This is a genomic window from Geobacillus sp. JS12 (assembly GCF_001592395.1).
GTDB classification, from domain to species: domain Bacteria; phylum Bacillota; class Bacilli; order Bacillales; family Anoxybacillaceae; genus Geobacillus; species Geobacillus zalihae.
On record NZ_CP014749.1, the window covers coordinates 3,354,824 to 3,380,000 of the forward strand.

At 52.6% G+C, this 25,177-nt stretch carries 21 protein-coding genes, 11 tRNA genes, 1 rRNA gene and 2 pseudogenes (1 of these 35 only partly in view); 32 read left to right on the forward strand and 3 right to left on the reverse strand.

Annotated features, from left to right (window positions below; translation table 11 throughout):
* Window positions 1-3: 3 nt before the first annotated feature.
* The 6 genes and pseudogenes from A0V43_RS16505 to A0V43_RS16530 all read left to right on the forward strand — a co-directional run bounded on the left by A0V43_RS16505 (window position 4) and on the right by A0V43_RS16530 (window position 6,383).
* Window positions 4-1,839, forward strand: coding sequence for an APC family permease (locus A0V43_RS16505; protein WP_063193582.1), 1,836 nt, complete (start codon window positions 4-6; stop codon window positions 1,837-1,839).
* 105 nt (window positions 1,840-1,944) lie between these two features.
* A complete protein-coding gene (gene ytaF / locus A0V43_RS16510) occupies window positions 1,945-2,583 on the forward strand; it encodes a sporulation membrane protein YtaF (RefSeq protein WP_063193583.1) in 639 nt (212 codons plus the stop codon).
* Window positions 2,584-2,648: 65 nt separating this feature from the next.
* Window positions 2,649-3,632 carry a sporulation protein gene (locus A0V43_RS16515; RefSeq protein ID WP_013144030.1) on the forward strand — a complete coding sequence of 328 codons (984 nt, stop codon included), beginning with the start codon at window positions 2,649-2,651 and terminating at the stop codon, window positions 3,630-3,632.
* A 148-nt stretch (window positions 3,633-3,780) separates the two neighbouring features.
* Window positions 3,781-4,287, forward strand: coding sequence for a spore coat protein (locus A0V43_RS16520; protein ID WP_128578085.1), 507 nt, complete (start codon window positions 3,781-3,783; stop codon window positions 4,285-4,287).
* Window positions 4,288-4,440: 153 nt separating this feature from the next.
* A pseudogene (locus A0V43_RS16525) lies at window positions 4,441-5,378 on the forward strand (ROK family protein).
* 183 nt (window positions 5,379-5,561) lie between these two features.
* Window positions 5,562-6,383: an undecaprenyl-diphosphate phosphatase gene (locus A0V43_RS16530; RefSeq protein WP_063193584.1), complete on the forward strand. Its 822-nt coding sequence runs from the start codon at window positions 5,562-5,564 to the stop codon at window positions 6,381-6,383.
* A gap of 301 nt (window positions 6,384-6,684) precedes the next feature.
* Here the strand turns inward: A0V43_RS16530 and A0V43_RS16535 are convergent, their stop codons facing one another.
* Window positions 6,685-7,758 carry an undecaprenyldiphospho-muramoylpentapeptide beta-N-acetylglucosaminyltransferase gene (locus A0V43_RS16535; RefSeq protein WP_063193585.1) on the reverse strand — a complete coding sequence of 358 codons (1,074 nt, stop codon included), beginning with the start codon at window positions 7,756-7,758 and terminating at the stop codon, window positions 6,685-6,687.
* A gap of 277 nt (window positions 7,759-8,035) precedes the next feature.
* On the opposite strand from A0V43_RS16535, the gene A0V43_RS16540 reads away from it, so the two are divergent.
* From A0V43_RS16540 to A0V43_RS16570, 7 genes and pseudogenes are all read left to right on the forward strand, one after another.
* Window positions 8,036-8,764, forward strand: a complete 729-nt coding sequence (locus A0V43_RS16540; protein ID WP_015373786.1) for a polysaccharide deacetylase family protein — start codon at window positions 8,036-8,038, stop codon at window positions 8,762-8,764.
* Window positions 8,765-8,774: 10 nt separating this feature from the next.
* Window positions 8,775-9,369: pseudogene (locus tag A0V43_RS16545) on the forward strand (DedA family protein).
* Between the two features lie 12 nt (window positions 9,370-9,381).
* The gene (locus tag A0V43_RS16550) at window positions 9,382-10,524 is read left to right on the forward strand and encodes an MGDG synthase family glycosyltransferase (protein WP_063193586.1); all 1,143 of its coding nucleotides are present in this window, start codon (window positions 9,382-9,384) and stop codon (window positions 10,522-10,524) included.
* A gap of 253 nt (window positions 10,525-10,777) precedes the next feature.
* Window positions 10,778-11,881: a D-alanine--D-alanine ligase gene (locus A0V43_RS16555; protein ID WP_063193587.1), complete on the forward strand. Its 1,104-nt coding sequence runs from the start codon at window positions 10,778-10,780 to the stop codon at window positions 11,879-11,881.
* A 6-nt stretch (window positions 11,882-11,887) separates the two neighbouring features.
* Complete coding sequence (locus A0V43_RS16560) at window positions 11,888-13,264, forward strand: UDP-N-acetylmuramoyl-tripeptide--D-alanyl-D-alanine ligase (RefSeq protein WP_063193588.1); 1,377 nt, start codon at window positions 11,888-11,890, stop codon at window positions 13,262-13,264.
* A 72-nt stretch (window positions 13,265-13,336) separates the two neighbouring features.
* Complete coding sequence (locus A0V43_RS16565; protein WP_011229735.1) at window positions 13,337-14,059, forward strand: alpha/beta hydrolase; 723 nt, start codon at window positions 13,337-13,339, stop codon at window positions 14,057-14,059.
* Between the two features lie 99 nt (window positions 14,060-14,158).
* Entirely contained in the window at window positions 14,159-15,523 is a 1,365-nt protein-coding gene (locus A0V43_RS16570; RefSeq protein WP_396231437.1) for a degradosome RNA helicase CshA, read from the forward strand.
* Between the two features lie 11 nt (window positions 15,524-15,534).
* On the opposite strand, the gene A0V43_RS16575 is transcribed toward A0V43_RS16570, so the two are convergent.
* Window positions 15,535-16,152: a rhomboid family intramembrane serine protease gene (locus A0V43_RS16575; RefSeq protein WP_011229737.1), complete on the reverse strand. Its 618-nt coding sequence runs from the start codon at window positions 16,150-16,152 to the stop codon at window positions 15,535-15,537.
* Between the two features lie 113 nt (window positions 16,153-16,265).
* On the opposite strand from A0V43_RS16575, the gene acpS reads away from it, so the two are divergent.
* From acpS to A0V43_RS16605, 6 genes are all read left to right on the forward strand, one after another.
* Window positions 16,266-16,655 carry a holo-ACP synthase gene (gene acpS / locus A0V43_RS16580; protein ID WP_063193589.1) on the forward strand — a complete coding sequence of 130 codons (390 nt, stop codon included), beginning with the start codon at window positions 16,266-16,268 and terminating at the stop codon, window positions 16,653-16,655.
* A 79-nt stretch (window positions 16,656-16,734) separates the two neighbouring features.
* Complete coding sequence (locus tag A0V43_RS16585) at window positions 16,735-17,748, forward strand: LolA family protein (protein ID WP_063193590.1); 1,014 nt, start codon at window positions 16,735-16,737, stop codon at window positions 17,746-17,748.
* A gap of 248 nt (window positions 17,749-17,996) precedes the next feature.
* On the forward strand, window positions 17,997-19,151 hold the full coding sequence (alr, locus tag A0V43_RS16590) for an alanine racemase (protein ID WP_063193591.1): 1,155 nt from the start codon (window positions 17,997-17,999) through the stop codon (window positions 19,149-19,151).
* A 123-nt stretch (window positions 19,152-19,274) separates the two neighbouring features.
* A complete protein-coding gene (locus A0V43_RS16595; RefSeq protein ID WP_013144044.1) occupies window positions 19,275-19,556 on the forward strand; it encodes a CopG family ribbon-helix-helix protein in 282 nt (93 codons plus the stop codon).
* A 4-nt stretch (window positions 19,557-19,560) separates the two neighbouring features.
* A complete protein-coding gene (ndoA, locus tag A0V43_RS16600; RefSeq protein ID WP_003253417.1) occupies window positions 19,561-19,911 on the forward strand; it encodes a type II toxin-antitoxin system endoribonuclease NdoA in 351 nt (116 codons plus the stop codon).
* A 265-nt stretch (window positions 19,912-20,176) separates the two neighbouring features.
* A complete protein-coding gene (locus A0V43_RS16605; RefSeq protein ID WP_063193592.1) occupies window positions 20,177-22,342 on the forward strand; it encodes a Tex family protein in 2,166 nt (721 codons plus the stop codon).
* 18 nt (window positions 22,343-22,360) lie between these two features.
* Here the strand turns inward: A0V43_RS16605 and cmpA are convergent, their stop codons facing one another.
* On the reverse strand, window positions 22,361-22,474 hold the full coding sequence (gene cmpA / locus A0V43_RS19475; protein WP_013144046.1) for a cortex morphogenetic protein CmpA: 114 nt from the start codon (window positions 22,472-22,474) through the stop codon (window positions 22,361-22,363).
* An 89-nt stretch (window positions 22,475-22,563) separates the two neighbouring features.
* On the opposite strand from cmpA, the gene A0V43_RS16610 reads away from it, so the two are divergent.
* From A0V43_RS16610 to A0V43_RS16670, 13 genes are all read left to right on the forward strand, one after another.
* On the forward strand, window positions 22,564-23,013 hold the full coding sequence (locus A0V43_RS16610) for a SprT family protein (RefSeq protein ID WP_013144047.1): 450 nt from the start codon (window positions 22,564-22,566) through the stop codon (window positions 23,011-23,013).
* Between the two features lie 628 nt (window positions 23,014-23,641).
* Window positions 23,642-23,716: transfer RNA gene (locus A0V43_RS16615), tRNA-Asn, on the forward strand.
* A 7-nt stretch (window positions 23,717-23,723) separates the two neighbouring features.
* Window positions 23,724-23,816 (forward strand) — tRNA-Ser (locus tag A0V43_RS16620).
* 19 nt (window positions 23,817-23,835) lie between these two features.
* Window positions 23,836-23,907: transfer RNA gene (locus tag A0V43_RS16625), tRNA-Glu, on the forward strand.
* A gap of 32 nt (window positions 23,908-23,939) precedes the next feature.
* Window positions 23,940-24,015: transfer RNA gene (locus tag A0V43_RS16630), tRNA-Asp, on the forward strand.
* A 14-nt stretch (window positions 24,016-24,029) separates the two neighbouring features.
* Window positions 24,030-24,104: transfer RNA gene (locus A0V43_RS16635), tRNA-Gln, on the forward strand.
* Window positions 24,105-24,396: 292 nt separating this feature from the next.
* Window positions 24,397-24,472 (forward strand) — tRNA-Lys (locus tag A0V43_RS16640).
* Window positions 24,473-24,477: 5 nt separating this feature from the next.
* Window positions 24,478-24,559 (forward strand) — tRNA-Leu (locus A0V43_RS16645).
* 15 nt (window positions 24,560-24,574) lie between these two features.
* A tRNA-Leu gene (locus tag A0V43_RS16650) sits at window positions 24,575-24,657 on the forward strand.
* Window positions 24,658-24,733: 76 nt separating this feature from the next.
* Window positions 24,734-24,810, forward strand: a tRNA-Arg gene (locus A0V43_RS16655).
* Between the two features lie 4 nt (window positions 24,811-24,814).
* Window positions 24,815-24,888: transfer RNA gene (locus A0V43_RS16660), tRNA-Pro, on the forward strand.
* Window positions 24,889-24,909: 21 nt separating this feature from the next.
* A tRNA-Gly gene (locus A0V43_RS16665) sits at window positions 24,910-24,983 on the forward strand.
* 97 nt (window positions 24,984-25,080) lie between these two features.
* Window positions 25,081-25,177 (forward strand): 16S ribosomal RNA (locus A0V43_RS16670); it runs 1,459 nt beyond the window's last position.

The window sequence follows — 25,177 nt, forward strand, 5'->3', positions numbered from 1 at the left end:
AGCATGGCTTCGTTAAAACGTTTGTTGATTGGGAAACCGATGGAAACGAAACAGTTGAAACATGAAAAATTGCCTAAGTGGAAGGCATTGGCCGTTTTTTCTTCCGATGCCCTGTCATCGGTGGCTTACGCGACGGAAGAAATTTTGCTTGTGCTTGCTTTATTAGGGACAAGCGTCTTTTTCTATTCGCTGCCGATCGCGGTGGCGATTTTAGTATTGCTCTTGTTAGTGACGTTGTCGTATCGGCAAATTATTTACGCGTTTCCGTCTGGAGGCGGGGCGTATGTGGTCGCCCGAGACCATTTGGGGACGAAAATCAGTTTAGTGGCTGGGGCGGCGCTCATGATCGATTATATCTTGACCGTCGCTGTCAGCATCAGCTCCGGCGTCGCCGCGCTGACATCGGCGTTTCCGGGGCTGCTGCCGTGGAAAGTGGAGCTCGCTGTCGCTCTTGTCTTGCTTTTAATGGTGCTCAATTTACGCGGCATTACCGAATCCGCAACGGTTTTCGCCTACCCGACGTATGTGTTCATTGGCTTCGTTCTTGTGATGATCGCTGTCGGCGGGTGGCAGTTGTGGCATGAAGGATGGCATGGGTTTACGATGCATGAGCATGCGTCAACCGCTCACATGTTTGCGTCCGGTTACAGCTTGTTTATTTTGCTGCGCGCCTTTTCGTCAGGATGCTCGGCGATGACCGGGGTCGAAGCCATCAGCAACGGCGTGCCGGCGTTCCGGCCGGACAGCTCGAAAAATGCCGCGATTACAATGGGGTGGATGTCCGTGCTGCTTGGCACGATGTTTTTAGGCATCACCGTGTTGGCGGCGGGATTCGGCGTTACTCCGACCGAGCATCAAACGGTCATTTCGCAAATCGGGCGTCATGTATTTGGGAATGGTCTTGTGTTTTACTTGTTTCAGCTGGCCACGATGGTCATTTTAGTGCTCGCGGCGAATACGAGTTTTGCCGGATTTCCGCAGCTGACGTCGATTATGGCAAAGGACGGTTTTTTGCCGAGAAGCTTGGCGGCCCGGGGCGATCGCCTCGTGTTTTCCAATGGCATCATTTTATTGAGCGTGTTGGCGATCTTGTTGATCATTGTTTTTCATGCGGAGACTCATTCGCTCATCCCGCTTTATGCGGTTGGCGTCTTTCTTTCCTTCACTATCGGCCAGGGTGGGTTGATTAAAAAATTATGGAAACGGGAAGAAGGACGGAAGATCGGCGTGCTGCTCACCGTCGGAACGGGAGCGGTGGTCACCGGGATGGTCACGCTCGTCACGATGGTCGCTAAATTTACGCAAGGAGCGTGGATCGTTATCGTGGCGATTCCGCTGTTCGTCTGGATGTTCATCCGAATTCACGAGCATTACAAAAAACTTGGCGAGCAGCTGCGGCTTGACGAACGGGAGTGGCAACAGCGCGAGAAAATGTTGAAACCAAAAGTCATTATTCCCATTTCCGGCGTCAGCAAAGTGGTCGCCCAATCCGTTCAGTACGCCCGCAGCATTTCCGACGACATTACGGCACTGTCGATTATTTTCGACGAAAAAGACGAACAAAAGCTGCAGCAAAAGTGGGAGAAGTTTTATCCGGACATTCCGTTGAAAGTCATCTATTCACCGTACCGAACCATTTTGTCGCCATTGTTAGAATACATCACGAAAGCGGAAAAAGAAGCAGACCGCGCGCCGGTGACGGTGCTCTTGCCTCAATTTATCGTGAAAAAATGGTGGCATACATTTTTGCATAACCAAACAGCCATCATCTTGCGCTTTTTCTTGATCATGAAAAAAGATGTTGTCATTGCGACATTGCCGTATCATTTGCGGGAATAATGTCGAGAAAAGGGGAAACATTTCCCCGGAAATCGATGCGTGTCGAATGGCAAGAAAGTCCCCTCTCCGTACGGAATTGCATATCGTACGGCAGGGGGGATTCATATGTGGTTATGGGTGTCCATGATTTTGCTCGCTTTCAGTGTGAGCATGGACAGCTTGAGCGTAGGCATTACGTATGGAATGGGTGGTGTCCGTTTTTCCTTCTTTTCGTTGGCGCTGATCGCATCCATGTCCGGGGCGGTGGTGTTTGCATCCATGAACATCGGCCGTCTGTTGGCGCTTTTTTTGCCGTTGCAAGTCGAGCGAGGGCTTGCTTCAGTCATTCTCATTGCGCTTGGCGGTTGGGCGATTTATAACGTCTATAAGCCAAAGGGAGATGGAAGCGATTCATCTATGGAATGTGATGGAGCAGGGGAGGCTAACCGATTCAGCGGCGCTGTTCAAGTATTGAAACGCCCCGAACTTGGCGATCTTGATCGTTCAGGCACGATCAGCCAAAAAGAAGCGGTGTTGATCGGGCTTGCCCTGTCGATGGATGCGTTTGGCGCCGGGATCAGTTCGTCGCTTTTGCATTTTCCCCCGCTTTCGTTTGCCCTGTTAGTTGGCATGTTTAATCTCGTGTTCATCCGCGTTGGCTTATTGTTGGGGTACATGGTGTCGAAAACGGGAATCATGAAAAAGGCGACAATGCTGCCTGGGGTTGTGTTGATCGTCCTAGGGTTGATCAAATTATTTCGGTGACACCATGTTGGCGGCTTGTTCGTAATTCAAGTGTGAAATTAGGTTGATGAAAGGAGAGAGGTTCGATGTGGAAAAAGTTTTTATCGAAATTCGGCATTGGCGCTGCCAAAGTGGATCTTGTGCTGCATCGCCCTCATGTGCGCCTTGGTGAAACGTTGGAAGGGGAATTTTTGCTGGAAGGTGGTTCGGTCGCCCAACACATTCGGAACCTAGATGTCGTATTGCAATTGGAAGTGCACGCGGAAGGAAAGGCATATCGCCGAACCGCAGCGGTGATCCCGGTCGCTTCTTCGTTTACGATTCAGCCCGGTGAGCGGAAAGTGCTCCCGTTTTCGTACGCACTGCCGCTCCATTTGCCGATCAGCCGCCCAACGGTCCGTTATACGTTCGTCACCCGGCTGGATATTGCCGATGGGGCGGATGCATATGACCAAGACGCCATTCACATTTTGCCGCCGACGGCCTTGGAGCAAGTGTTTTCCGCTTTGGCCGCCCTGGGATTCCGGGAGAAAGCGACATCCGGAAGCATTACGCCGCATGGCCAGGAATTTTCGTTCTTCCCGACGAGCGAATTTCAAGGGATCGTCCAAGAAGTCGAGTTTTTTGCCCTTGTCGAGGGAGAAGGGGTGCGTTTGTATATGGAGATCGACGTCCGCCACGGCTTTGGCGGGGAACGCGAAATGAAACGGGAGCTGTTGATCACTCACGAACAGCTTCGCGATTCGGCGACGGCAGCCCGTCTGCTTCGGGAAGCCATCGAAGAGGCGGTGCGGGCGGCCGGGGCGTTCGGCCAGCTGAGCGGGCATCCGTTGGCAACGCCGCATTCGCCTATTTATAGCCATCCAGTTGGCCATTATCCACCCGTCCATCATTCGCATCATGGCGGACATGGGTGGGCTGGCGCCATTGGAGGATTTGCGGCCGGGATGTTGGCGGGAATGGTGGCGGAAGAGTTGCTTGACGATGTGATCGATGACGTCGCTGACGGGTTGGACGTGGATGATTGGTTTGATGGCGGCGATGGATTTGACGGCGGGGATCTGTTGTGACAGTGACTGAGGAAGGCGTTTCGCTTTTCGCGGGACGCCTTTTTTTGCTGGTGCGGGAAGCTTGGACAATAGTGACCATTTCCTTTTGGCAGGCATATACAGTACATGGAAATCAACCGATGAAAAACAAGGGGAGAACGTGATCCATATGCATGGACAGATGCACGGCCATCGCCATTTGGCTTGGCATGAAACGTTGGAGCTGCATGAACTGATCGCTTTTCAAGCAAATGGGCTCATAAAAATGAAAAAGGCGGTCGGCAAAATCGACTGTCCTGAATTAAAAGGATTGTACCTTGAGACGATTCAAGGGCTGGAAACGAATTTGCGCGAGCTGCTTGCCTTCATTCCGGCGGCACCTATGATGGAAGAAAGCCGCGACCATGATGATGGCGACCGCGCCTTGCACGCTGGCGACTTGCTTGGCTTTTCAAAAACGGCAGTGCGTAATTATGCTGCTGCCATTACCGAGGCGGCGACGCCGGTGCTGCGCAAAGCGTTTGTCAAACATCTGCTCAAAGCCATTGACACGCACGAAAAAGCGTTCAACTATATGTATGAACGCGGCTATTACCCGGCATATGATCTTGCCCAGCTGCTGCATAACGATGTTCGCAATGCGCAAAAGGCGTTGTCAATGGGATATGAACGATGATGATGGCGAGCCGCCCCCGCCTAACGGGGCGGCCTCTTTCCTTGCAGCGGGGAGGAGCGGATGGACCGACGGCGAATACATAAAAGCGGAGAAACAGCTAAGCCTAATGGAGCTAGAAGAGAGGAAAGATCGTAAACGAAGGAGGCGTCATCGGTGCGTTACTATATCGTTTTTGATATTGGCGGCACATATGTCAAACATGCCGTCATGAACGAGCATGGCGACTTTTTCGAAAAGGGGCGTTACCGTTCGGAGCGGCATGACTTTCATCAATTTCGCGATGACTTGCTTAACGTCGTCCGCCAGGCGCAGGCCAACTATCCACTTTCCGGCATTGCGATCAGTTCTGCAGGGAGCGTGGATAGCGACATCGGCATCATCGGCGGAAGCAGCGCATTGCCGTGCATTCACGGCCCAAACTTTAAAGAAGTATTCGGCGGGGCGACGGGCCTGCCAGTGGAGATGGAAAATGACGCGAATTGCGCGGCGCTTGGCGAGTTATGGAAGGGGCGGGACGGGGCTGCCACGATATCGCCTTTGTCATTGTCGGCACCGGCATTGGCGGGGCAATCGTGAAAGATGGACGCATCCATAAAGGGGCGCATTTGCACGGCGGGGAATTTGGCTATATGTTGATGGATGTCCGCTATAAGAACGGAAGGATCGAATGCAAAACATGGAGCGAACTGGCGGCGACAAGCGCGCTGGTCCGGATGGCGGCTGAGGAAAAGGGGATGCCGGAGAGGGAGCTGGACGGAGAAAAAGTATTTGCGTTGGCCGAGAGCGGCGATGAAGCCGCGCAAAAGGCCATTGACCGGTTTTATTTTTCATTGGCCCAAGGGATTTTTAACTTGCAGTACGCATACGACCCGGAAAAAATCATTTTGGGCGGGGCCATTAGCAGCCGCCCCGATTTCGTCGACGAAATCAACAAGTGGCTTTCGGTGTTATTGTCGCTCGTTCCCATTGCCAAAGTCCAGCCAGTGGTGGAGACGTGCCAATTCAAAAACGATGCGAACTTGCTCGGCGCTTTGTATCATTACTTAGAGCGGCGCGGGGAGTTAGGGGAAGCGTCCGGCTCGTCCCATTAGGCAGCAACAGGAAGTCGACTGTTCTGTCTTGAAAACAAGGTCGCTGACTAGAAAAAGCGCGGGTAGTACAAGACAAAGATTTGTAGTACAATAGAGCAGGCGCGGCCAAAAGCGGAGTGTTATTCCACCCGCTTGGCCCATATGTATAGAAAGGACGACCCCGCGCAGAAAGGATGGAAGGACATGCACTGGATGGAATTATGGAAGGCGATCATTTTAGGAATGGTCGAAGGGCTGACCGAGTTTGCCCCGGTTTCCTCGACCGGCCATATGATTATTGTCGACGATCTTTGGCTGAAATCCACAGAGTTTTTAGGCAAGTACGCGGCGAATACGTTTAAAGTCGTCATCCAGCTCGGCTCGATTTTAGCCGCTGTGGTCGTGTTTAAAGACCGATTTCTCGACTTGCTTGGCGTTCGCGGCCGTCATCCGGGCGGACATCCGCGCCTTAACCTCATTCACGTCATCATTGGTCTGCTGCCGGCTGGGGTGCTCGGCGTCTTGTTTGAAGATTACATCGATGAACATTTGTTTTCGACCAAAACGGTGCTGATCGGCCTTGTGCTCGGTGCGTTGCTCATGATTGCCGCCGACCAATTCGCCAAAAAAGCCGCGCGGACGCAGACGGTCGACCAAATTACGTACAAGCAGGCGTTTTTTGTTGGTTTGATGCAATGTTTATCCTTGTGGCCCGGCTTTTCCCGCTCCGGCTCGACGATTTCTGGCGGGGTGCTTGTCGGCATGAGCCATCGCGCCGCCGCCGATTTCACGTTCATTATGGCTGTTCCGATCATGGCTGGGGCGAGCGGGCTGTCGCTGTTGAAAAACTGGCAATACGTCACCACCGCCGATATTCCGTTTTTCATCGCCGGCTTTTTGAGCGCCTTTGTCTTCGCCTTGCTCGCGATTCGCTTTTTCCTTGAGCTCATCAACCGCATCCGCCTCGTGCCGTTTGCCGTGTATCGGATCGTGCTGGCCGTTGTCATTTATTTCTTATACTTCTAGTCGCGCCGCCTGGCTGGGTGTTCCGCCGGGCGGTTTTCTGGTTGGGGGAAGGAAATGGCAAACGAAAAAATTTGAATAAAAATAACCCGTAGTGCTAGCTGAGTGCTAAGACTGAGCCAGCATCACAATTCCAGTACAACATCAAGAAGATATCGATCTCTTGTGCGACCATGTGTTCCGTATCAACCGTTATCGGCTTGAGCCGGTGTAAAGGAGAGAAGGCTCGTTGTGTGGTGATGAAAACAAAACGAGGCGATGCCGAAAAACGGCCGTGGTTGGCCGCATCGGGCATCGCCTGTTTTTACAAACGGGCGGTGTCTTGAATGATTGCAAGCAGCGTTTGCAGCGGATCGCTTGCGCCGGCTTTCTCCATGTTTTTTCGGTAGCGGTCTTTGTTTTCATATAGGCGGTGAATGGCGGCTTGCAGCGATTCGTTCGTCAAGTCCTCTTCCATCAGCACTTCCGCATAGCCGGCTTTTTCAAACGAACGGGCGTTTAGGATTTGGTCGCCGCGGCTTGCCGCTTTCGAGAGCGGGATGAGCAGCATCGGCTTGTGCAAGGAGAGCAGTTCGAAAATGGCGTTCGCCCCGGCGCGGGAGACGACGATGTCGGCTAAGGCGAGTAAGTGGGGCAGCTCTTCGTTGACGTATTCGAACTGTTTGTATCCGTTTTGGCCTGCGAGGCTTGGGTCGATGTTCCCTTTGCCGCAAATGTGGATGATGTCAAATTCGGCAAGAAGCGTCGATAGGTTGGCGCGCAAGGCGTCGTTAATTTTTTTCGAGCCTAAGCTGCCCCCCATCGCCAGCAAGACCGGTTTTTTTCCGTCGAACTGGCACATCTTCCTCCCTTGTTCGGCTCTGCCATCCTTCAACTCTTCGCGGACGACGGCGCCGACGTAGACGGCTTTATCGGCATTGACATATTGCTTCGTTTCCGGGAAGGTGAGGCAGATTTTTGTCGCAAACGGCATGGCAATTTTATTCGCAAGCCCCGGGGTTAAGTCAGATTCATGGATCACCGACGGCACACCGTTCAGCCAAGCGCCGAGAATGACGGGAACGGAGACGAATCCGCCTTTTGAGAAGACGACGTCCGGTTTTTCTTTTTGGATCAGGCGGTACGCCTGCCAAACGCCTTTCAGCACGTTGAATGGATCTTTAAAGTTTTTCCAGTCAAAATAGCGGCGCAGTTTTCCGGTCGAAACCGAATAGTACGGGACGCCGTCGATGCGGCCGATAATCTCCCGTTCAATCCCTTGATGAGATCCGATGTAAACGATATCCCATCCAAGCTCTTTCAATTTCGGGATGAGAGCGACGTTGACCATCACGTGGCCGGCTGTGCCGCCGCCGGTTAAGATGATTTTTTTTCGCAATGCGGATCACCTGTCTTTTTTTAATCGCTCGTGTATCGTTATGTATTATAGCAAATTCCACCGAGCTTCGGGAGGAAACCAAGCGATGGCGGTTTTCGTATAGGAAATAAGAAGACTGGACGGTCTGCATGAAATTTTCATGATTTTCTGTTCGATTTCTCATTTGTTTGTTATATGATAAAACATCTACAGCGTGATGATCTCGAATATAGAAAGTTCATTTTTCTATTTTCAGAGAGAAGAAATATTGGTAAAGTACAATCAAGAGGTGAATGCCATGTGGGCTTGGTTGTTCGTTTGTTTCATTGTGGGAATTGCCATTTATGGGATTGTACCGACGATCATTATTCGCAAAAAGCGGGTGCGTTTGTTTCGGGAGGGAACGGCATCCGATTGTCTGGCGCTGACGTTTGATGACGGCCCCGACCCGTATTATACGCCAAAGTTGCTTGATTTATTAAAGAAATACGGCGTGAAGGCGACGTTTTTCGTTGTCGGCCGCAAAGTCGAGCGCTATCCGGATATTGTGCGGCGGATGGCCGAAGAAGGCCATGAAATTGGGATTCATAATTACCGCCACATCAGCAATTGGCTGTTGCCGCCGCTTTGGTTGGATTGGGGGGTGCGCCGCGCCGCTAAGGCGATTGAGCGGGCGACGGGCCAACGCCCGGTGTATTACCGCCCGCCGTGGGGGCATTTTAACGCTTGGACGCCGATCGTGCAAAAGCGGTATACAACGGTGTTATGGTCGCATATTCTTGGCGATTGGAACGAAAAAATTGGTACAATGGAATTGTTCCGCCGCTTGCGTTCGTCCATACGCGGCGGGGCGGTGATTGTGCTTCATGACAATGGGGATGCGCTAGGTGCTGACAAACGCGCGCCAGAGCAAATGTTGTCAGCGCTCGAGCTGCTGTTTAAGGATGAAGCAGCGAAAAAGATGCGTTGGGTGACGATTACGGAACTGCGAAATGTGCAAACTAATACACAAATCTCGGCGATGTAGCGGGGGAGCTATGGATACAAGCGTATGGTTGCCGTATGTCCAGTCATATGGATATGTGATGCTGTTTTTCTTTTTGTTTTGCGGCATTGTCGGCATTCCGGCGCCGGAGGAAAGCTTGCTCTTTTTGGTCGGCGTGATGGTTGCCAAGGAGCAGTTGCTGCTTGGACCGTCGCTCGCTTCATGCTGGGGCGGGGCGATGGCCGGCATGGTGACGGCATACGGCGCCGGCCGGTGGTGGGGGCGCCGTTTGTGCAAAAGTACGGCAAGTGCGTCGGAATTACGGCTGAACGTTGGGAGCGGGCTCGCCGATGGTTTGGCCGCTATGGCAAATGGGGGATTTTGTTCGGCTGCTATGCTCCCGGGGTGCGGCAAATTTGCCCGTATATGGCGGGAGTGAGCCGGTTTCCGTTCGGGCCGTTTTTGTTGCTGTCGGCGCTTGGAACGGCAGGTTGGGCCGTTCCGTTGACCGCGGCGGGGCTTTGGCTCGGCCAGCGCATCCATATCCCCTGATTTCTTTTCCGCTTGCCGGTTTGGCGTTGTTTTTGCTTTTTTTGCTTGCGGCATGGGTTGGGCAGCGGAGGCGCAAAAAATCTTTCGAAAGCTAAAGGGTGCGATCGATGATGAAAGTATTGTTTTTGCCGCTGTTTCAAATGAATACGGGACACCATAAAGTAGCCGATACGTTGATGGATTTTTTGCGCCGCCAGTTTCCGGCGGTCGAAAGCAAAAAGATCGATTTTTTGAGCTATTGCAATGAACTGATGGAAAAAATGGTGTCAGAGGCCTACTTGCGCTGGATTCGCTCGCATCCTGCTTCGTACCACCGTGTGTACAAAACGCTGATGTACCAAGAGCCGCCCCGGTTTGAGTTCATTTCGTTTGAGCCATGGCTGCCTTATTTTGAAAGCAAAATGAAAAAGATGGTGGAAGAAGAACAGCCGGATTTAATCGTCTGCACCCATTCGTTTCCGTCGCGCATTTTGCAGCGGCTGAAGCGAAAACGGGTGCTGACGGTTCCAGTTGTCAATGTCTACACCGACTTTTTTATGAACAGCATCTGGGGGAAACGGTTTATTGACTATCATTTTGTTCCCCACCAAGAGGCGAAATGGGAGCTGATCACGAAGTACGGGGTTGACAAAGGACGCATCATCGTCACTGGCATCCCAGTGCACGATGTGTTTATGAATCGGTCGGAAGCGAGACGCAAGCGGGACCTCGCTCATGTGCTTGTCGCCGGTGGAAACCAAGGGCTTGGCAATATGCTGGCGTTTTTGCGGGCGGCCCGCACGTCAACGTTGTTCCGCTATTCGGTGCTGTGCGGCGCCAATCGCCAGCTGTACGAGGAAATCGCCAGCTGGCAGCTGCCTCATATCCGGCCGCTTCCATACATCGCTGACCCGGAAGAGATGAATCGGCTGTATGAAGAGGCGGATGCCGTCATTACGAAACCAGGCGGGGTGACGGTCAGCGAGTTGCTTCATAAGCGCATTCCGATTTTTACGATTGATTGCTTGCCTGGGCAGGAGCGTATCAATTTGCAATATTTACAGCAAAATGGTCTCATTTATCATTTGGTCGGGCCAGAAAGCGGCGAGCAGCACATGCTTCGCTTGTTGATGGATGATGTGGAGAAAAACCGGTTTTTCCGCCGTGTGTCCGATTATTTTGCTGGCGTGGAAAAAACCGGGCAAGAAGCGCTCGCCGAAGTGGTAGCGGCCATGCCGCAACGCATGGCTTGGCGCGCGTTGCATCCGTAGCGACAGAAGGTGTCCCAAAACGGTCGGGGCACCTTTTCTTATTCCTGTATATACGTGTAAAACAAATGCTGGAAAACGATATGTTGTGCTTTGCTGAAAGAAGAACCACCTTTTTAGACACCCTCACTTTTTTGTTCCTTATCGCTTATGGGGGGTGGCGAAACAACCTGCATCGTACATATAAAATATCAGACCGTTGGGCGCGAAACGTGTTACAATAGGAACGATGGCCAAGGAAAGAGGAGGAACGATGATGAAAACGAGAGTTGGCGTGTTATACGGCGGCAAATCACCGGAGCACCAAGTATCGTTGTCGACGGCGATGGCGGTGATGAACGCCATTGATCCTCATAAATTCGATGTCATTCCGATTTATATTACACCGGAAGGTCAATGGATCAAGGGCGAACAACTGACCGGACCGATCGAGGAAATCAAGCAGCTGCAATTCACTTCGGCGGCGACCGCCTTGATTCCGGTTTCCTTGAACCAAGTTCCGGCTGCCGATTCGGCTGCGGGAGGAAACGAGGAAACGATCGATGTCATTTTCCCGCTTTTGCATGGGCCGAACGGCGAAGACGGAACGGTGCAAGGGTTGCTTGAGATATTGAACATTCCGTATGTCGGCAACGGGGTGCTTGCTTCCGCGGTCGGCATGGATAAGGTGATGATGAAAAACTTGTTTGCGCAGGCCGGGTTGCGCCAAGCAAAATATATCGCCGTGACGAAGTACGATTGGCAAAAAAGCGGCGAGACGGTGTATGACCGGATCGAACGAGAGTTTGGCTACCCGTGCTTTGTCAAGCCAGCCAACGCCGGTTCGAGCGTCGGCATTTCCAAATGCAAGCAGCGCGGCGATTTAAAAGCCGCATTTATCGAGGCATTTCAGTATGACCGAAAAATTATTATTGAAGAGGCGATTGTCGGCCGCGAAATTGAAATCGGCGTGATCGGAAATGATGAGCCGATTTGTTCGGTCGTTGGCGAAATTGTTCCCAAAAAGGAATTTTACGACTATGAAGCGAAATACGAAGACGGGCAAACCGAATTGATCATCCCAGCGGACGTAACGAAAGAACAGTATGAGACGATCAAACAAATGGCCATTACGGCGTTTCAGGCGCTGGATTTGTCTGGACTTGCGCGCGTCGATTTTTTCCTCGCCGAAGATGGCGCTGTTTATATCAACGAAGTGAACACGATGCCAGGCTTTACGCCATACAGCATGTTCCCGCTTCTTTGGCAGCACAGCGGTGTGCCGTACCCGGAGCTGATTGAACGGCTTATCGCGCTCGCATTGGAACGACATCAAGAAAAGCAGACGATCACGTACACGTTCAAAAAAGAAAAGAGGTGAGAGCCGATGATCAAACGGACAGTGCGGCAAATCGCCGAAATGGCTGACGGACAGTGTTTAAAGCCGGAATGGGAGAATATGGTCGTAAGCGGTGTGTCAACCGACACAAGGACGATCCAAGCCGGCAGCTTGTACGTTCCGTTGCGCGGTGCGGCCTTTAACGGCCACGATTTCGTGCAAGAAGCGGCGCAAAAAGGAGCTGCCGCCGTACTCTGGGCGGAAAGGGAAGGAACGCCGCCGGAAGGTGTGCCAGTGGTCGTTGTGGATGATACGCTTTTGGCATTGCAGCGGCTCGCCGCCCGCTACCGCGAGCAGCTTGGACTGAAGGTGATCGGCGTCACTGGCAGCAACGGCAAAACGACGACGAAAGATATGATTGCCGCGCTGCTTTCAACCCACTATCGAGTGCAAAAGACCGAAGGGAACTTGAACAATCACATCGGCGTGCCGCTGACGCTTCTTTCGCTTGACGAAGGGACGGAGATGGCCGTTGTCGAAATGGGGATGAGCGGGTTTGGCGAAATCGAGCGGTTGACGATGATCGCCAAGCCGGACGCGGCTGTGATTACGAATATTGGGGAGTCGCACCTGCAAGAGCTCGGGTCGCGGGAAGGCATCGCCAAGGCGAAGTTGGAAATTTTGGCGGGTTTGCACCATGATGGTTTATTCGTCTACCATGGCGATGAGCCGCTCTTGACGGAGCGCGTGCCGAAGCTGCCGCTTCCCCGCCATGTCGTGACGTTCGGGGCGGGCGAACAGAACGATTACTATCCGACCGATGTGCGCATTGAAGCGGGAGGAACATCGTTTGTCATCAATGCGCTCCCCGGCCGGACGCTGTTTATGCCGGTATTAGGCAAACATCATGTATACAACGCGCTCGCCGCCATTGCGGTCGCCCGCTTTTTCGGCATCGATTGGGAAGGCATTGATGCGTCTCTCTCCCGCCTGCAAGTGACGCGCATGCGTACGGAAGTCGTCAAGACGAAATATGGCTTTACCGTCATTAATGACGCCTACAATGCTAGCCCGACATCGATGCGCGCCGCCTTGATGCTTCTTCAAGAATTGAGCGGTTATCGGCAAAAAATCGCCGTATTGGGCGATATGCTGGAGCTTGGCGACGAAGAGGTGGCGTTTCATCGAGAGATCGGGGAGGTGTTGCGGCCGGGAATGGTGGACTATGTGTTCACTTACGGGCCGCTGGCGCACCATATCGCCGCGGCGGCCGCCCCATTTTTTGATGATGGACGGGTGAGGGAGTTTGACGATAAAGCAGCGTTGGCCGAGGCTGTGCGTTCCGTCGCGACTTCGGATGACATTGTTTTATTGAAAGCATCGCGCGGCATGAAATTGGAAGAGTTGCTTCGATATTGGGTGTAACATCAAGCAACCCGAGAGAAACTAAAAGCGGCGTCACAGGCGCCGCTTCTCATTCGGGCGGGGGTGGAAATGATGATCGGCTGTTTATGTATTCACGGGTTTACGGGAAGTCCAGAAGAAGTGGCGCCGCTGGCCGATTATTTGCGGGAGCGGACCGATTGGATGATCGAAACGCCGACCTTGCCGGGCCACGGAAGCGAACTGCGGTTGAAAGGAATTACATACGACCAATGGATCGCGGCGGCGGAACAAGCGTTTTTAGCGCTCCATCACCGTTGCAGTGTGGTGTATGTCATTGGGTTTTCAATGGGTGGAGTGATCGCCGTCTACTTGGCGGAAAAATACCCGGTCGCCAAACTCGTGCTGCTAAGCGCTGCGTTTTACTATGTCAACCCGCGCCAATTATGGCGCGACATCCGCGAGATGTTTGCCAATGGATGGAAAGGAGCGCGGGAGCACCCACTGTTTCTCCGCTATCGAAACAAAATGATGGCGACCCCGTTTTCAGCTGTCAGGGAGTTTCGCAAACTCGTTCGCGATGTGCGTCCCCGACTTCCGCGCGTCGCGGCACCCGCGCTCATTGTGCAAGGAGAAAAAGATGGGATCGTGCCGCTAAAAAGCGCCTATTATTTATATGAGCAGATTGGATCGGCGGAAAAAAAGCTGTTGCTTTTGCCCAATTCGTTCCATCATGTTTGTCATAGTATCGATCGGCACGTTCTGTTTGCTGAGGTGGAAACATTTTTGCGCGCTGCCCATGCCCATCATTGCAAATCACCGCATAACATGGTATGATAACTGTCAAACCTTTCTCTCGGATAAAGGGACGATTTTTTATAAGGAGTTTGAATAACATTGACGACATTTCAAGAATTAGGATTAAGCCAAGAAGTGATGAAAGCGATCGAGCGGATGGGGTTTGAAGAGACGACTCCGATTCAAGCAAAGACGATTCCGCTCAGTCTGCAAAATAAAGACGTAATCGGTCAAGCGCAAACCGGAACGGGGAAAACGGCGGCGTTTGGCATTCCGATCGTAGAAAAAGTGGATGTGAAAAACGGCGCCATTCAGGCGCTTGTGGTCGCGCCGACGCGTGAGCTCGCCATCCAAGTATCAGAAGAGCTGTACAAAATTGGCGCCGTCAAGCGCGTGCGCGTTTTGCCGATTTACGGCGGTCAAGATATCGAGCGGCAAATCCGTGCTTTGAAAAAACATCCGCACGTGATCGTCGGGACGCCGGGCCGTATTATCGACCATATCAACCGCGGGACGCTCCGCCTTGAGCATGTGCATACGGTCGTTCTCGATGAGGCGGATGAAATGCTCAATATGGGCTTTATCGAAGATATTGAGGCGATTTTAAGCCATGTGCCGGCCGAGCGGCAGACGTTGCTGTTCTCGGCGACGATGCCGGATCCGATTCGCCGCATTGCCGAGCGCTTCATGAACGAGCCGGAACTTGTCAAAGTGAAGGCAAAGGAAATGACCGTGCCGAACATTCAACAGTACTACTTAGAAGTGCACGAGAAAAAGAAATTTGACATTTTGACGCGGCTTCTTGATATTCAGGCGCCGGAGCTCGCGATCGTGTTCGGCCGCACGAAGCGTCGTGTCGATGAGCTGGCGGAGGCGCTCAACTTGCGAGGCTATGCAGCGGAAGGCATTCACGGTGATTTAAGCCAAGCGAAACGGCTGTCGGTGCTGCGCAAGTTTAAGGAAGGTGCGATTGAAATTTTAGTGGCGACGGATGTTGCGGCGCGCGGCTTGGATATTTCCGGCGTAACGCACGTGTACAACTTTGATATTCCGCAAGACCCGGAAAGCTATGTCCACCGGATTGGGCGCACCGGGCGCGCCGGCAAGACAGGGGTGGCGATGACGTTTGTCACTCCAAGGGAGATCGGCCAGCTTCACCATATTGAGCGGACGACGAAGCGGAAAATGGAGCGGATGAAGCCGCCGACACTTGATGAGGCGCTCGAAGGCCAACAGCGTATCGCGATCGAAAAGCTTCTCAACGTCGTGGAGACCGAAAACCTGTCATTTTACAAACGGGCAGCGGAAGAATTGCTTGAAGAGCACGATTCGGTAACGATTGTCGCTGCCTGCTTGAAAATGTTGACGCGCGAGCCGGATACGACGCCGGTGCAATTGACGGAAGAGCCGCCTTTAGCGGTCAAGCGGGAGAAAAAACGGGGCGGCCGCCCGGACGGCTCAGCCCGCAGCCGGACGAAGAAACGGCGGATTACGGCGCATTAAGCGCCGTTTTTTCATAGCCGAGGCATGTAAAACGACGGCCGCTTGGGGCGGATGGACAAAAAGGGGGCAAGCAGGCCGCCGACGGCGAAGCCAAATAGATGGGCCAATAAATTCCCATCTGGTGTCATGATGCCAAGCAGCAAATGAACCGCCATGACCGAAAGCAGCAACTGGGCGTGGCGGGGGGCGACTAAGTCGCGGCGGAATAGGGCGAGGTAGCTGTACATGCCAAACAAGGCGAAAATGGCGCCCGACGCCCCGACATGGGTGTACAGCGGCGGCAGAAGGAATAAAGTGGCGACATTGGCGCCGATCCCGCCTCCGATATACAGAAACAAAAACTTTCTTTTCCCAAGTGCGTGCTCCAGCCAGGGGCCAAACAGCCATAAGGACAAACTGTTGACGGCCATATGGTGGAAATCGCGATGCAGCACGATTGGGCTGACAAGCCTCCAGTACTCTCCATGGCGGATCGCGCCGTTCGTCCCGACGGCGTATTGCCAAATGGGTTCAAGCGCTGTCAAGGGAAGAGAAAACAACAGCCATGCGGCGATATGGACCAATAATAAGGCGGCAACGACGGGATAAAGGCGGACAAATGAGCGGACATCGCTTGCATGTTGAAACACGGGTTGGTCTCCCTTCTTCGCGGAAATGGGGCGTTTTTTATAAGCCATCTTATGCGGGTCTCTCATAAAAAATTTGTCGGACCATCAGGGCGGATAGGATAGGTGAGGAAGCAGTGATCGTCGGCATTGGCATTGATATTGTAGAGTTGGAACGGATCCGCTCCCTTCTTGAGCGGAGCCGCAAATTTCCAGAGCGAATTTTGACGCCGCGTGAAAAAGCGCAGTTTGGCGAGTTGCCGCCCGCAAGACAGGCAGAGTTTCTCGCTGGGCGATTTGCGGCGAAAGAAGCGTACGCCAAAGCGCTCGGAACGGGGATCGGGCGGCATCTATCGTTTCAAGACATCGAGATCGTTTCCGATGAGCACGGAAAGCCGAGCATTGCTGCCCGCCGCGATGGCGAGACGGTTCATCTGTCCATTTCCCATAGCCGCGATTACGCCGTCGCCCAAGTCGTCATTGAGCGCCTTGGACCGATGACGCCGGCTGATGCTTGCCACAGCTAGTCTGCATATTCCCGAAAGTTGTCTCATATATTGTAGTGCATGGGTAGAAATCGATATATGAGGCAAAGGGGTTGAAGCGATGGACAGAAACGTGCTGATGGCGTTGGTCGGCATCATTTTTCTGTTTGCTTTGGCTGGCTGCGGGTCGAAATCGCAGGAAGAGGTGCTGAAGGCGCTTGATGAAAAGGTCGATGAGATGACGGGTTATCAGGCTGAGGCGAAAATGACGTTCCGCACCGGGGAAAAGCCGCAAGTGTATCATGTTGAAGTGTGGCACAAGCAGCCGTCCTACTACCGCGTCAGCTTGAAAAACGCCGACAAAGGACAAAGCCAAATGATTTTGCGCAATGACGAAGGGGTGTTCGTCTTCACGCCGGCGCTCAACAAAACCTTCAAGTTTGTGAGCGATTGGCCGAAAAACAGCAGCCAAGCGTATTTGTACGAATCGCTCGTCAAAGACATTTTGAGCGATTCGAAGGCGAAGTTTAAGGCGACGGACGATTACTATGTGTTTGAGACGAAAACGAACTACCCGAACAGCGAAGTCGTTCCAACCCAAGAGATTACACTGCGCAAAAAAGATTTGGCGCCCGTCTCGGTCAAAGTGATGGATACGGACCGGAAAGCGCTGTTGACGGTCGAATTTTCCAACGTCGAGTTTAACAAAAAGTTTGATGATGACGCGTTTGATACAAAGAAAAATATGACTGGCGCCCGTCTTGAGGTGCCAACGATGGCCGAAGGAAAAGAGCAAGTGATGGCCGTCATGTACCCGAGTCAGCTTCCGAAAGGGGTTCAAGCGCTTGAGGAAAAAGAAGTGAAAGGTGAAAACGGCACGCGCGTCATTATGACATTCGGCGGCAAAAAATCGTTTACGCTCGTGCAAGAAAAAGCGGATGTGCTTCCGGCGACAAGCATGCCAGTTCTTGTCAACGGCGACCCGGTTGATTTAGGATTTACCATTGGCGCCCTCACCGACCGAACGTTGACATGGTGGTACAATGGGGCGGAGTTTACGCTCGCCTCGGACGATTTGACGCCGGAAGAAATGGTGATGGTCGCCAGCTCCGTGCAAGAAAAAGCGGCAAAATGACCGTGCGGATTTGCAAACAGGCGGCTCTCCGCGTTGAAGCGGAGAAGCTGCTTTTTGTTTTTGTGCAGAAGCAGTAAAGGCAGGCCAGTGGACGAATCGTTGCGATCTCCAATGTTTTCCGCCGTTTTTCTCATTTTTCCGCCGCTCATCCTATTCCTTCTTCCCTAGGAACATGGTAAACTAAAAAAGGAATCCAATCGATTCAAACGCTTTCAAACTGGCTATGACTAGAAAGGCAGCGAGAGAGGATGGACGAGTTTCACCGCGATACGTGGGTGGAAATTGATTTGGACGCCATTTACGACAACGTCGCGAATTTGCGCCGCTTTTTGCCGGAGGGTACGCAAATTATGGCCGTTGTCAAGGCGAACGCCTACGGGCACGGCGATGCCCAAGTGGCGGCAACGGCGCTCGAAGCGGGCGCTTCCCGCTTGGCCGTCGCCTTTTTGGACGAGGCGCTTGCCTTACGAAAAAAAGGCATCGATGCCCCGATTTTAGTGCTTGGGGCGTCTCGTCCCGAGGATGTGGCGTTGGCCGCCGAACACCGCATCGCCTTAACCGTGTTTCGCTCTGATTGGCTCGAGAAGGCGTCATCGCTGTATAACGGTTCGACCCCGATTCATTTCCATTTAAAGATGGACACGGGAATGGGACGGCTTGGGGTGAAAGACGAAGAGGAGACAAAGCGAATAGCGGCCTTGATCGATCGCCATCCGCCCTTTGTGCTTGAAGGGGTGTATACGCATTTTGCGACCGCTGATGAAGTGAATACGGATTACTTTTCTTATCAATACGCCCGCTTTTTGCATATGCTTGACTGGCTGCCGTTGCGGCCGCCGCTCGTTCATTGCGCCAACAGCGCGGCGGCCCTTCGTTTTTCCGATCGAGCGTTCAACATGGTTCGCTTTGGCATTTCGATGTACGGGCTCGCCCCATCGCCGGACATCAAGCCGCTCCTCCCATACGAATTGAAAGAGGCGTTTTCGCTCCATAGCCGCCTTGTACACGTCAAAAAACTGCAACCAGGCGAAAAGGTGAGCTACGGTGCGACGTACACCGCGCAGACGGAAGAGTGGATCGGCACGATTCCAATCGGTTATGCGGACGGCTGGCTGCGAAGGTTGCAACACTTTCATGTGCTTGTTGGCGGGCGGTGGGCGCCGATCGTCGGCCGTATCTGCATGGATCAATGCATGATCCGCCTGCCTGAGCCGCTGCCTGTCGGGACGAAGGTGACATTAATTGGCCGCCAAGGGGACGAAGTCATTTCCATCGATGATGTCGCCCGCCATTTGGACACAATCAATTATGAAGTGCCGTGCACGATCAGCTACCGGGTGCCCCGTATTTTTTTCCGAAATAAGCGTATAATGGAAGTGAGAAATGCCGTTGGCCGCGGATGAAGCGATGCATAATCTGCTTCGGAAGACAAAGGATAGAAAATGGAGAAATGACTTTGCAGCACCGTTGTTTAATGGTATCATGAAGTGGAAGCAATCGGTTGCAGTTCGTGGAGGTGTATATTTGTGTCGGAATCTGGCGCAACAACGGAAATCGTCGTTCGTTTGCCGCAGTCGCTGCTGACAGAACTGGACGTGCTCGTAAAGCAGGAAAACGGCAACCGCAATGAACTCATTTATCAAGCGACGAAAATGTACATTCGCGAGCGGAAGAAACGGCAAATTCGCGAGGCGATGAGACGAGGCTACATGGAAATGGCGAAAATCAATTTATCTATCGCTTCTGAAGCGTTTCATGCTGAATACGAGGCCGACCACACCGTTGAACGCTTAGTTAGCGGGGGGTAATGCTTTGATTGTCAAACGTGGCGACGTGTATTTTGCGGACCTTTCCCCGGTTGTTGGCTCGGAGCAGGGCGGCGTGCGCCCCGTGTTGGTGATCCAAAACGATATCGGCAATCGTTTTAGCCCGACGGTGATTGTCGCGGCGATTACGGCGCAAATCCAAAAAGCGAAGCTGCCGACGCATGTCGAGATTGACGCGAAACGCTACGGGTTTGAACGCGATTCGGTCATTTTGCTTGAGCAAATTCGCACGATCGACAAGCAACGGCTGACCGATAAAATCACTCATTTGGACGATGAAATGATGGATAAAGTCGATGAGGCGCTGCAAATTAGCTTAGGACTGATCGACTTTTGATAGAGCGAAAAACCTTTGCTTTTGGCATAACAGCGAACAGGAGAAACGGCGTTTTCGGTTGCCAACGGGCGGCCGAGCGGATGGGGAAAGCGGCGTTGACGTGCGGCATCGGTCTTGATTATCGAGTGTTCACGTTGGTGAGACGGGCAGATCGGTCTTCCCGGAACGATCTGTCCTTCCATTTTCATCTATGTATACTGTTTCACAAAGCAGCTGCGTACAGGTAGCGCTTTTTTATTTTCCATGTCATTAAGGAGGGAATCGCTTGGCTAACGAACAGCGGCTCATTGAAGTCATTGCCGCCGAGCAGCAGCTGGCAGCGAAGCAAGTCGAAAACGTCATTGCGCTCCATCGAGAAGGAAACACGATCCCGTTTATCGCCCGCTACCGGAAAGAAATGACTGGGGCGCTCGATGAAGTGCAAATTCGTGAAGTACTGGAGAGATGGGAGTATTTGCAGCATTTAGAACAACGGAAAGAGGAAGTGCTCCGCCTCATTGACGAGCAAGGGAAGTTGACGGAAGAGTTAAAGCGCGACATTCTTGAGGCCACGAAGTTGCAACAAGTCGAAGATTTATACCGCCCGTATCGGCAAAAGCGGCGCACGAAAGCAACCATCGCAAAAGAGAGAGGGCTTGAACCTCTTGCCGAATGGCTCCTTTCGTGTCCACCGGCCCCAACTCCGGAACAACAGGCCGAAATGTTCGTCAACGAAGATAAAGGAGTCGCAACCGTTGAAGAGGCGCTTCAAGGTGCGAAAGACATCATCGCCGAAAAAGTGGCAGATGACGCTGCTCTTCGTCAATGGGTGCGCGACGAGACGCGGCGGAAAGGAACGATTGCTTCGGTTGCCAAAGCGCCGGAAAAGGACGAAAAGAGTGTGTACGAAATGTACTACGACTACGAGGAGCCCCTCGCTAAAATCGTTCCGCACCGCGTGTTGGCGTTAAACCGTGGTGAAAAGGAAGAGGTGCTGCGCGTCTCGATCAAGGCGCCTGTTGAGGACATCATTCGCTATTTGCGGCGAAAAACAGTCGCTGATGAATCGTCCCCGGCCGCTCCCATCGTGGCAGAAGCGATCGAGGACGGATACAAGCGGCTGATGGAGCCTGCCATTGAACGCGACATCCGCAACGAGTTGACGGAGAAAGCGGAGGAGCGGGCCATCCATATTTTCGCTGAAAACTTGCGCAAACTGCTTCTCCAGCCGCCGCTCAAAGGAAAAACGGTGCTCGGCATCGACCCAGCCTATCGGACTGGGTGCAAGCTCGCCGTTGTCGACGAAACGGGGAAACTGCTTCGCATTGATGTGATCTATCCGCATCCGCCGCAAGAGCGAAAAGAAGAGGCGCGCGCGAAACTTCTTCGCCTGCTTGATGACGATCACGTTGATATGATTGCGATTGGCAACGGAACAGCATCTCGGGAAACCGAACAGTTTGTCGCCGACACGCTGAAGCATGTGCAACGCGATATCTTTTATTTGATTGTCAATGAAGCAGGAGCGAGCGTCTACTCTGCTTCCGACCTTGCACGCGCTGAGTTTCCCGACCTGCAAGTCGAAGAGCGGAGCGCTGTCTCGATCGCCCGCCGCGTCCAAGACCCGCTCGCCGAGCTTGTCAAAATCGATCCAAAATCGGTCGGCGTCGGCCAATACCAGCACGATGTGTCGCAAAAAAAGCTTGCCGAGTCGCTTCGTTTCGTCGTCGAGACGGTCGTCAATCAAGTCGGTGTCAACGTCAACACCGCCTCCGTCTCCCTGCTTCAGTACGTGTCCGGGCTCACGAAAACCGTTGCAGAAAACATCGTCAAGCGTCGCGAAGAGCAAGGGAAATTCCGCAACCGTGAAGAGCTGAAAACGATTCCTCGGCTCGGAGCGAAAACGTACGAGCAGTGCATCGGTTTTTTGCGCATCGTTGATGGCGACGAACCGCTTGACCGCACGCCGATTCACCCTGAGCGGTACGCGGAAGTGAAGCAACTGTTGCGTAAGTTAGGATTTACGACCGCCGCCATTGGCAGTGATGAACTGCGCCAGGCGCTGCAAGCCATTGATATCGAAGCGACAGCAGCTGAACTCGGCATCGGGGAACTGACGCTCCGCGACATCATCGATGCCTTGCGCCGCCCAGAGCGCGACCCGCGCGACGAGCTGCCCAAGCCGCTATTACGCAAAGATGTGTTGAAGATGGAAGATTTGAAGCCAGGCATGGAGCTGGAAGGAACCGTGCGCAACGTCGTTGACTTCGGCGCCTTTGTCGACATTGGGGTCAAACAGGACGGGCTCGTGCACATTTCCAAACTAAGCAAACAATACGTGCGCCATCCGCTCGATGTCGTTTCGGTCGGCGACGTCGTCAAAGTATGGGTCGAGCATGTCGATGTGGCGAAGGGAAGAATATCGCTGTCGATGGTGCCGCCGAAAGAGTGAAATGGAGAAAGCACTGCCTTAGGAGCAGTGTTTTCTCCGATAAAAAAACCAGCATTGGTTCAACAGTTTAATTTGCTCACGGTTTTTCTCATAGTAGGCTCGTCTCATCTGATTTTTCAGCCATGTAGGCAAAATCAGTCACCTCCCTGACAGTGGAAAGGTAATATATGTGTATGTAATGGTGAATTGTCCTGTGCCAAAAGATGAAGGAGAGACCCGTCATGGACCAAAAGCAGCTGCAAGCCCTTGTCGAACAAATTTCCATTCGCGTGTTCGGCAAGCCGTTCCGCCATACCGCTTTCTTCAACCCTCGTTTGCGCACCACCGGCGGGCGCTACATGTTGCAAACGCACAACATTGAGCTCAATAAAAAACATTACGAGCAGTTCGGCGAGGAAGAATTGATCGCCATCATCAAACACGAGCTTTGCCATTACCACTTGCACCTTGAGGGAAAAGGCTACCGCCACCGCGACCGCGACTTCCGCGAACTGCTGCAAAAAGTGGGGGCGCCTCGCTATTGTCGTCCGCTTGCTCGAAATACAAAAGCGCCGAAAACGATCTACACATACATTTGCACGTCATGCGGCCTCACCTACCGCCGCAAAAGACGGATCAACATAGACCGTTATGTTTGCGGCCGCTGCCGAAGCAAGCTCAAACGATCCTAGACTCCCATGACAGAAAAATTTGGTTGCCATCGGAGGGATGAAAATATCTCTATGTCGAATATTACGGTTTTACACATTTTGAAGCTCAGGTATTTTCAGAGTAGATGCAATTTGAAACTTTAACATTTGCAGCTTTTACATAGCCCGATCGACTGTCGGACGACTGAACAACGCCGCTTTCAGACCCATGCATGGGTCTGTGAAGCGGGTGGTTGTTCGGTCTTCCGTCACGCCTTGGTGTTCGTCAGTCGAGAAAATAGACAAGCTACCTTTTCGTCAAGAATTGTTAAACTATAATGTCCAGTCAACGCCAATAATCAAACAAAACATTTTGCGAAAAAAGATTGACAATCAGGATGATCGTGTGCTAAATTATAAAAGCCGTCGCTAAACGGCGGAAAACAACAAAGCAAGTTGCGGGAAAACGTATTGACAAACGACAAGTTGCTCAATATAATAAACAATGTCGATTGTCAAACATCATTCCGCAATAGCTCAGCGACGAGCCTCACATCTTCGAATTGGTTGCGAGTTGCCTCGACGCATCTCGCTTCCTTGAATTAGCTGGCAGAGGAAGAGGCAACGAGCACATCGTAAAGATATGCATGACATATAATTTTTTCATCATTCCGCAATAGCTCAGCGGTAGAGCAACCGGCTGTTAACCGGTAGGTCGTAGGTTCGAATCCTACTTGCGGAGCCATTTCTTTGGAGAAGTACCCAAGTGGCTGAAGGGGACGGTTTGCTAAACCGTTAGGTCGTGGCTTTACGGCGCGCGGGTTCAAATCCCGCCTTCTCCGCCACTCCAATACGTATATGCGTGGCCCGTTGGTCAAGTGGTTAAGACACCGCCCTTTCACGGCGGTAACACGGGTTCGAATCCCGTACGGGTCACTGAATAGCGCGGGGTGATCCCTGCGATTTGTGGTCCCGTAGTGTAGTGGTTAACATGCCTGCCTGTCACGCAGGAGATCGCGGGTTCGAGTCCCGTCGGGACCGCCATTGCACTAAATCGCTGGGCCATAGCCAAGCGGTAAGGCAACGGACTTTGACTCCGTGATGCGCTGGTTCGAATCCAGCTGGCCCAGCCATTTTTATGTGTTACATACATGAGCCATTCGCTCAGTAACGAGCGCTACATCTTCGAGTTCGTTGCGAGTTGTCCCGACGCACCTAGCTTCTTTGAATAGGCTGGCAGAGGAAGAGGCAGGTAAGCTAGGTAGTACCTGGAGTGTATACCCAACCATGAGCCATTAGCTCAGTAGGTAGAGCAACGAGCGATGCATCATCGAGTTTGCTTCGAGTTGTCCCGACGCATCCTGCATCTTTGAATATGCTAGTAGAGGAAGGGACATCGTTCACTGTGAGTGTATACCTAACCATGAGCCATTAGCTCAGTAGGTAGAGCATCTGACTTTTAATCAGAGGGTCGGAGGTTCGAGTCCTCCATGGCTCACCATATTAGCGGGTGTGGCGGAATTGGCAGACGCACCAGACTTAGGATCTGGCGCCTCACGGCGTGGGGGTTCAAGTCCCTCCACCCGCACTGATTAGTCCATATGCGGTCGTGGCGGAATGGCAGACGCGCTAGGTTGAGGGCCTAGTGGGGGCGACCCCGTGGAGGTTCAAGTCCTCTCGACCGCATTTTTTAGATAAACTATTGACAGCAACACAGTGAGTTGCTAAAATGTAATCCGTCTCTTTGGTGCAATAATCTATTGCGCTCGTAGCTCAATTGGATAGAGCATCTGACTACGGATCAGAAGGTTAGGGGTTCGAATCCTCTCGAGCGCGCCATCATCGGGAAGTAGCTCAGCTTGGTAGAGCACATGGTTTGGGACCATGGGGTCGCAGGTTCAAATCCTGTCTTCCCGATTTTGTTAAACTGAATATTATGCGGGTGTAGTTTAGTGGTAAAACCTCAGCCTTCCAAGCTGATGTCGTGGGTTCGATTCCCATCACCCGCTCCATGAAGAGAGAAATAAAAACTCGTTCCTTGAAAACTGAACGAAACGAAGCGCGTGCGCCATGACCATTGGTTTTGGCGCTGAACAAGCCAATCAACTTTCTTTGGAGAGTTTGATCCTGGCTCAGGACGAACGCTGGCGGCGTGCCTAATACATGCAAGTCGAGCGGATCAAATCGGAGCTTGCTCTGATTTGGT

Excerpts from the sequence above, each read along its gene's own strand:
- alr (WP_063193591.1), top strand. The coding sequence starts at position 17,997 with ATGGACGAGTTTCACCGCGATACGTGGGTGGAAATTGATTTGGACGCC.
- A0V43_RS16555 (WP_063193587.1), top strand. The coding sequence starts at position 10,778 with ATGAAAACGAGAGTTGGCGTGTTATACGGCGGCAAATCACCGGAGCAC.
- A0V43_RS16520 (WP_128578085.1), top strand. The coding sequence starts at position 3,781 with ATGCATGGACAGATGCACGGCCATCGCCATTTGGCTTGGCATGAAACG.
- A0V43_RS16565 (WP_011229735.1), top strand. The coding sequence starts at position 13,337 with ATGATCGGCTGTTTATGTATTCACGGGTTTACGGGAAGTCCAGAAGAA.
- A0V43_RS16505 (WP_063193582.1), top strand. The coding sequence starts at position 4 with ATGGCTTCGTTAAAACGTTTGTTGATTGGGAAACCGATGGAAACGAAA.
- A0V43_RS16610 (WP_013144047.1), top strand. The coding sequence starts at position 22,564 with ATGGACCAAAAGCAGCTGCAAGCCCTTGTCGAACAAATTTCCATTCGC.
- A0V43_RS16540 (WP_015373786.1), top strand. The coding sequence starts at position 8,036 with ATGTGGGCTTGGTTGTTCGTTTGTTTCATTGTGGGAATTGCCATTTAT.
- A0V43_RS16585 (WP_063193590.1), top strand. The coding sequence starts at position 16,735 with ATGGACAGAAACGTGCTGATGGCGTTGGTCGGCATCATTTTTCTGTTT.
- ytaF (WP_063193583.1), top strand. The coding sequence starts at position 1,945 with ATGTGGTTATGGGTGTCCATGATTTTGCTCGCTTTCAGTGTGAGCATG.
- A0V43_RS16515 (WP_013144030.1), top strand. The coding sequence starts at position 2,649 with ATGTGGAAAAAGTTTTTATCGAAATTCGGCATTGGCGCTGCCAAAGTG.
- A0V43_RS16550 (WP_063193586.1), top strand. The coding sequence starts at position 9,382 with ATGATGAAAGTATTGTTTTTGCCGCTGTTTCAAATGAATACGGGACAC.
- A0V43_RS16560 (WP_063193588.1), top strand. The coding sequence starts at position 11,888 with ATGATCAAACGGACAGTGCGGCAAATCGCCGAAATGGCTGACGGACAG.
- A0V43_RS16570 (WP_396231437.1), top strand. The coding sequence starts at position 14,159 with ATGAAAGCGATCGAGCGGATGGGGTTTGAAGAGACGACTCCGATTCAA.
- A0V43_RS16530 (WP_063193584.1), top strand. The coding sequence starts at position 5,562 with ATGCACTGGATGGAATTATGGAAGGCGATCATTTTAGGAATGGTCGAA.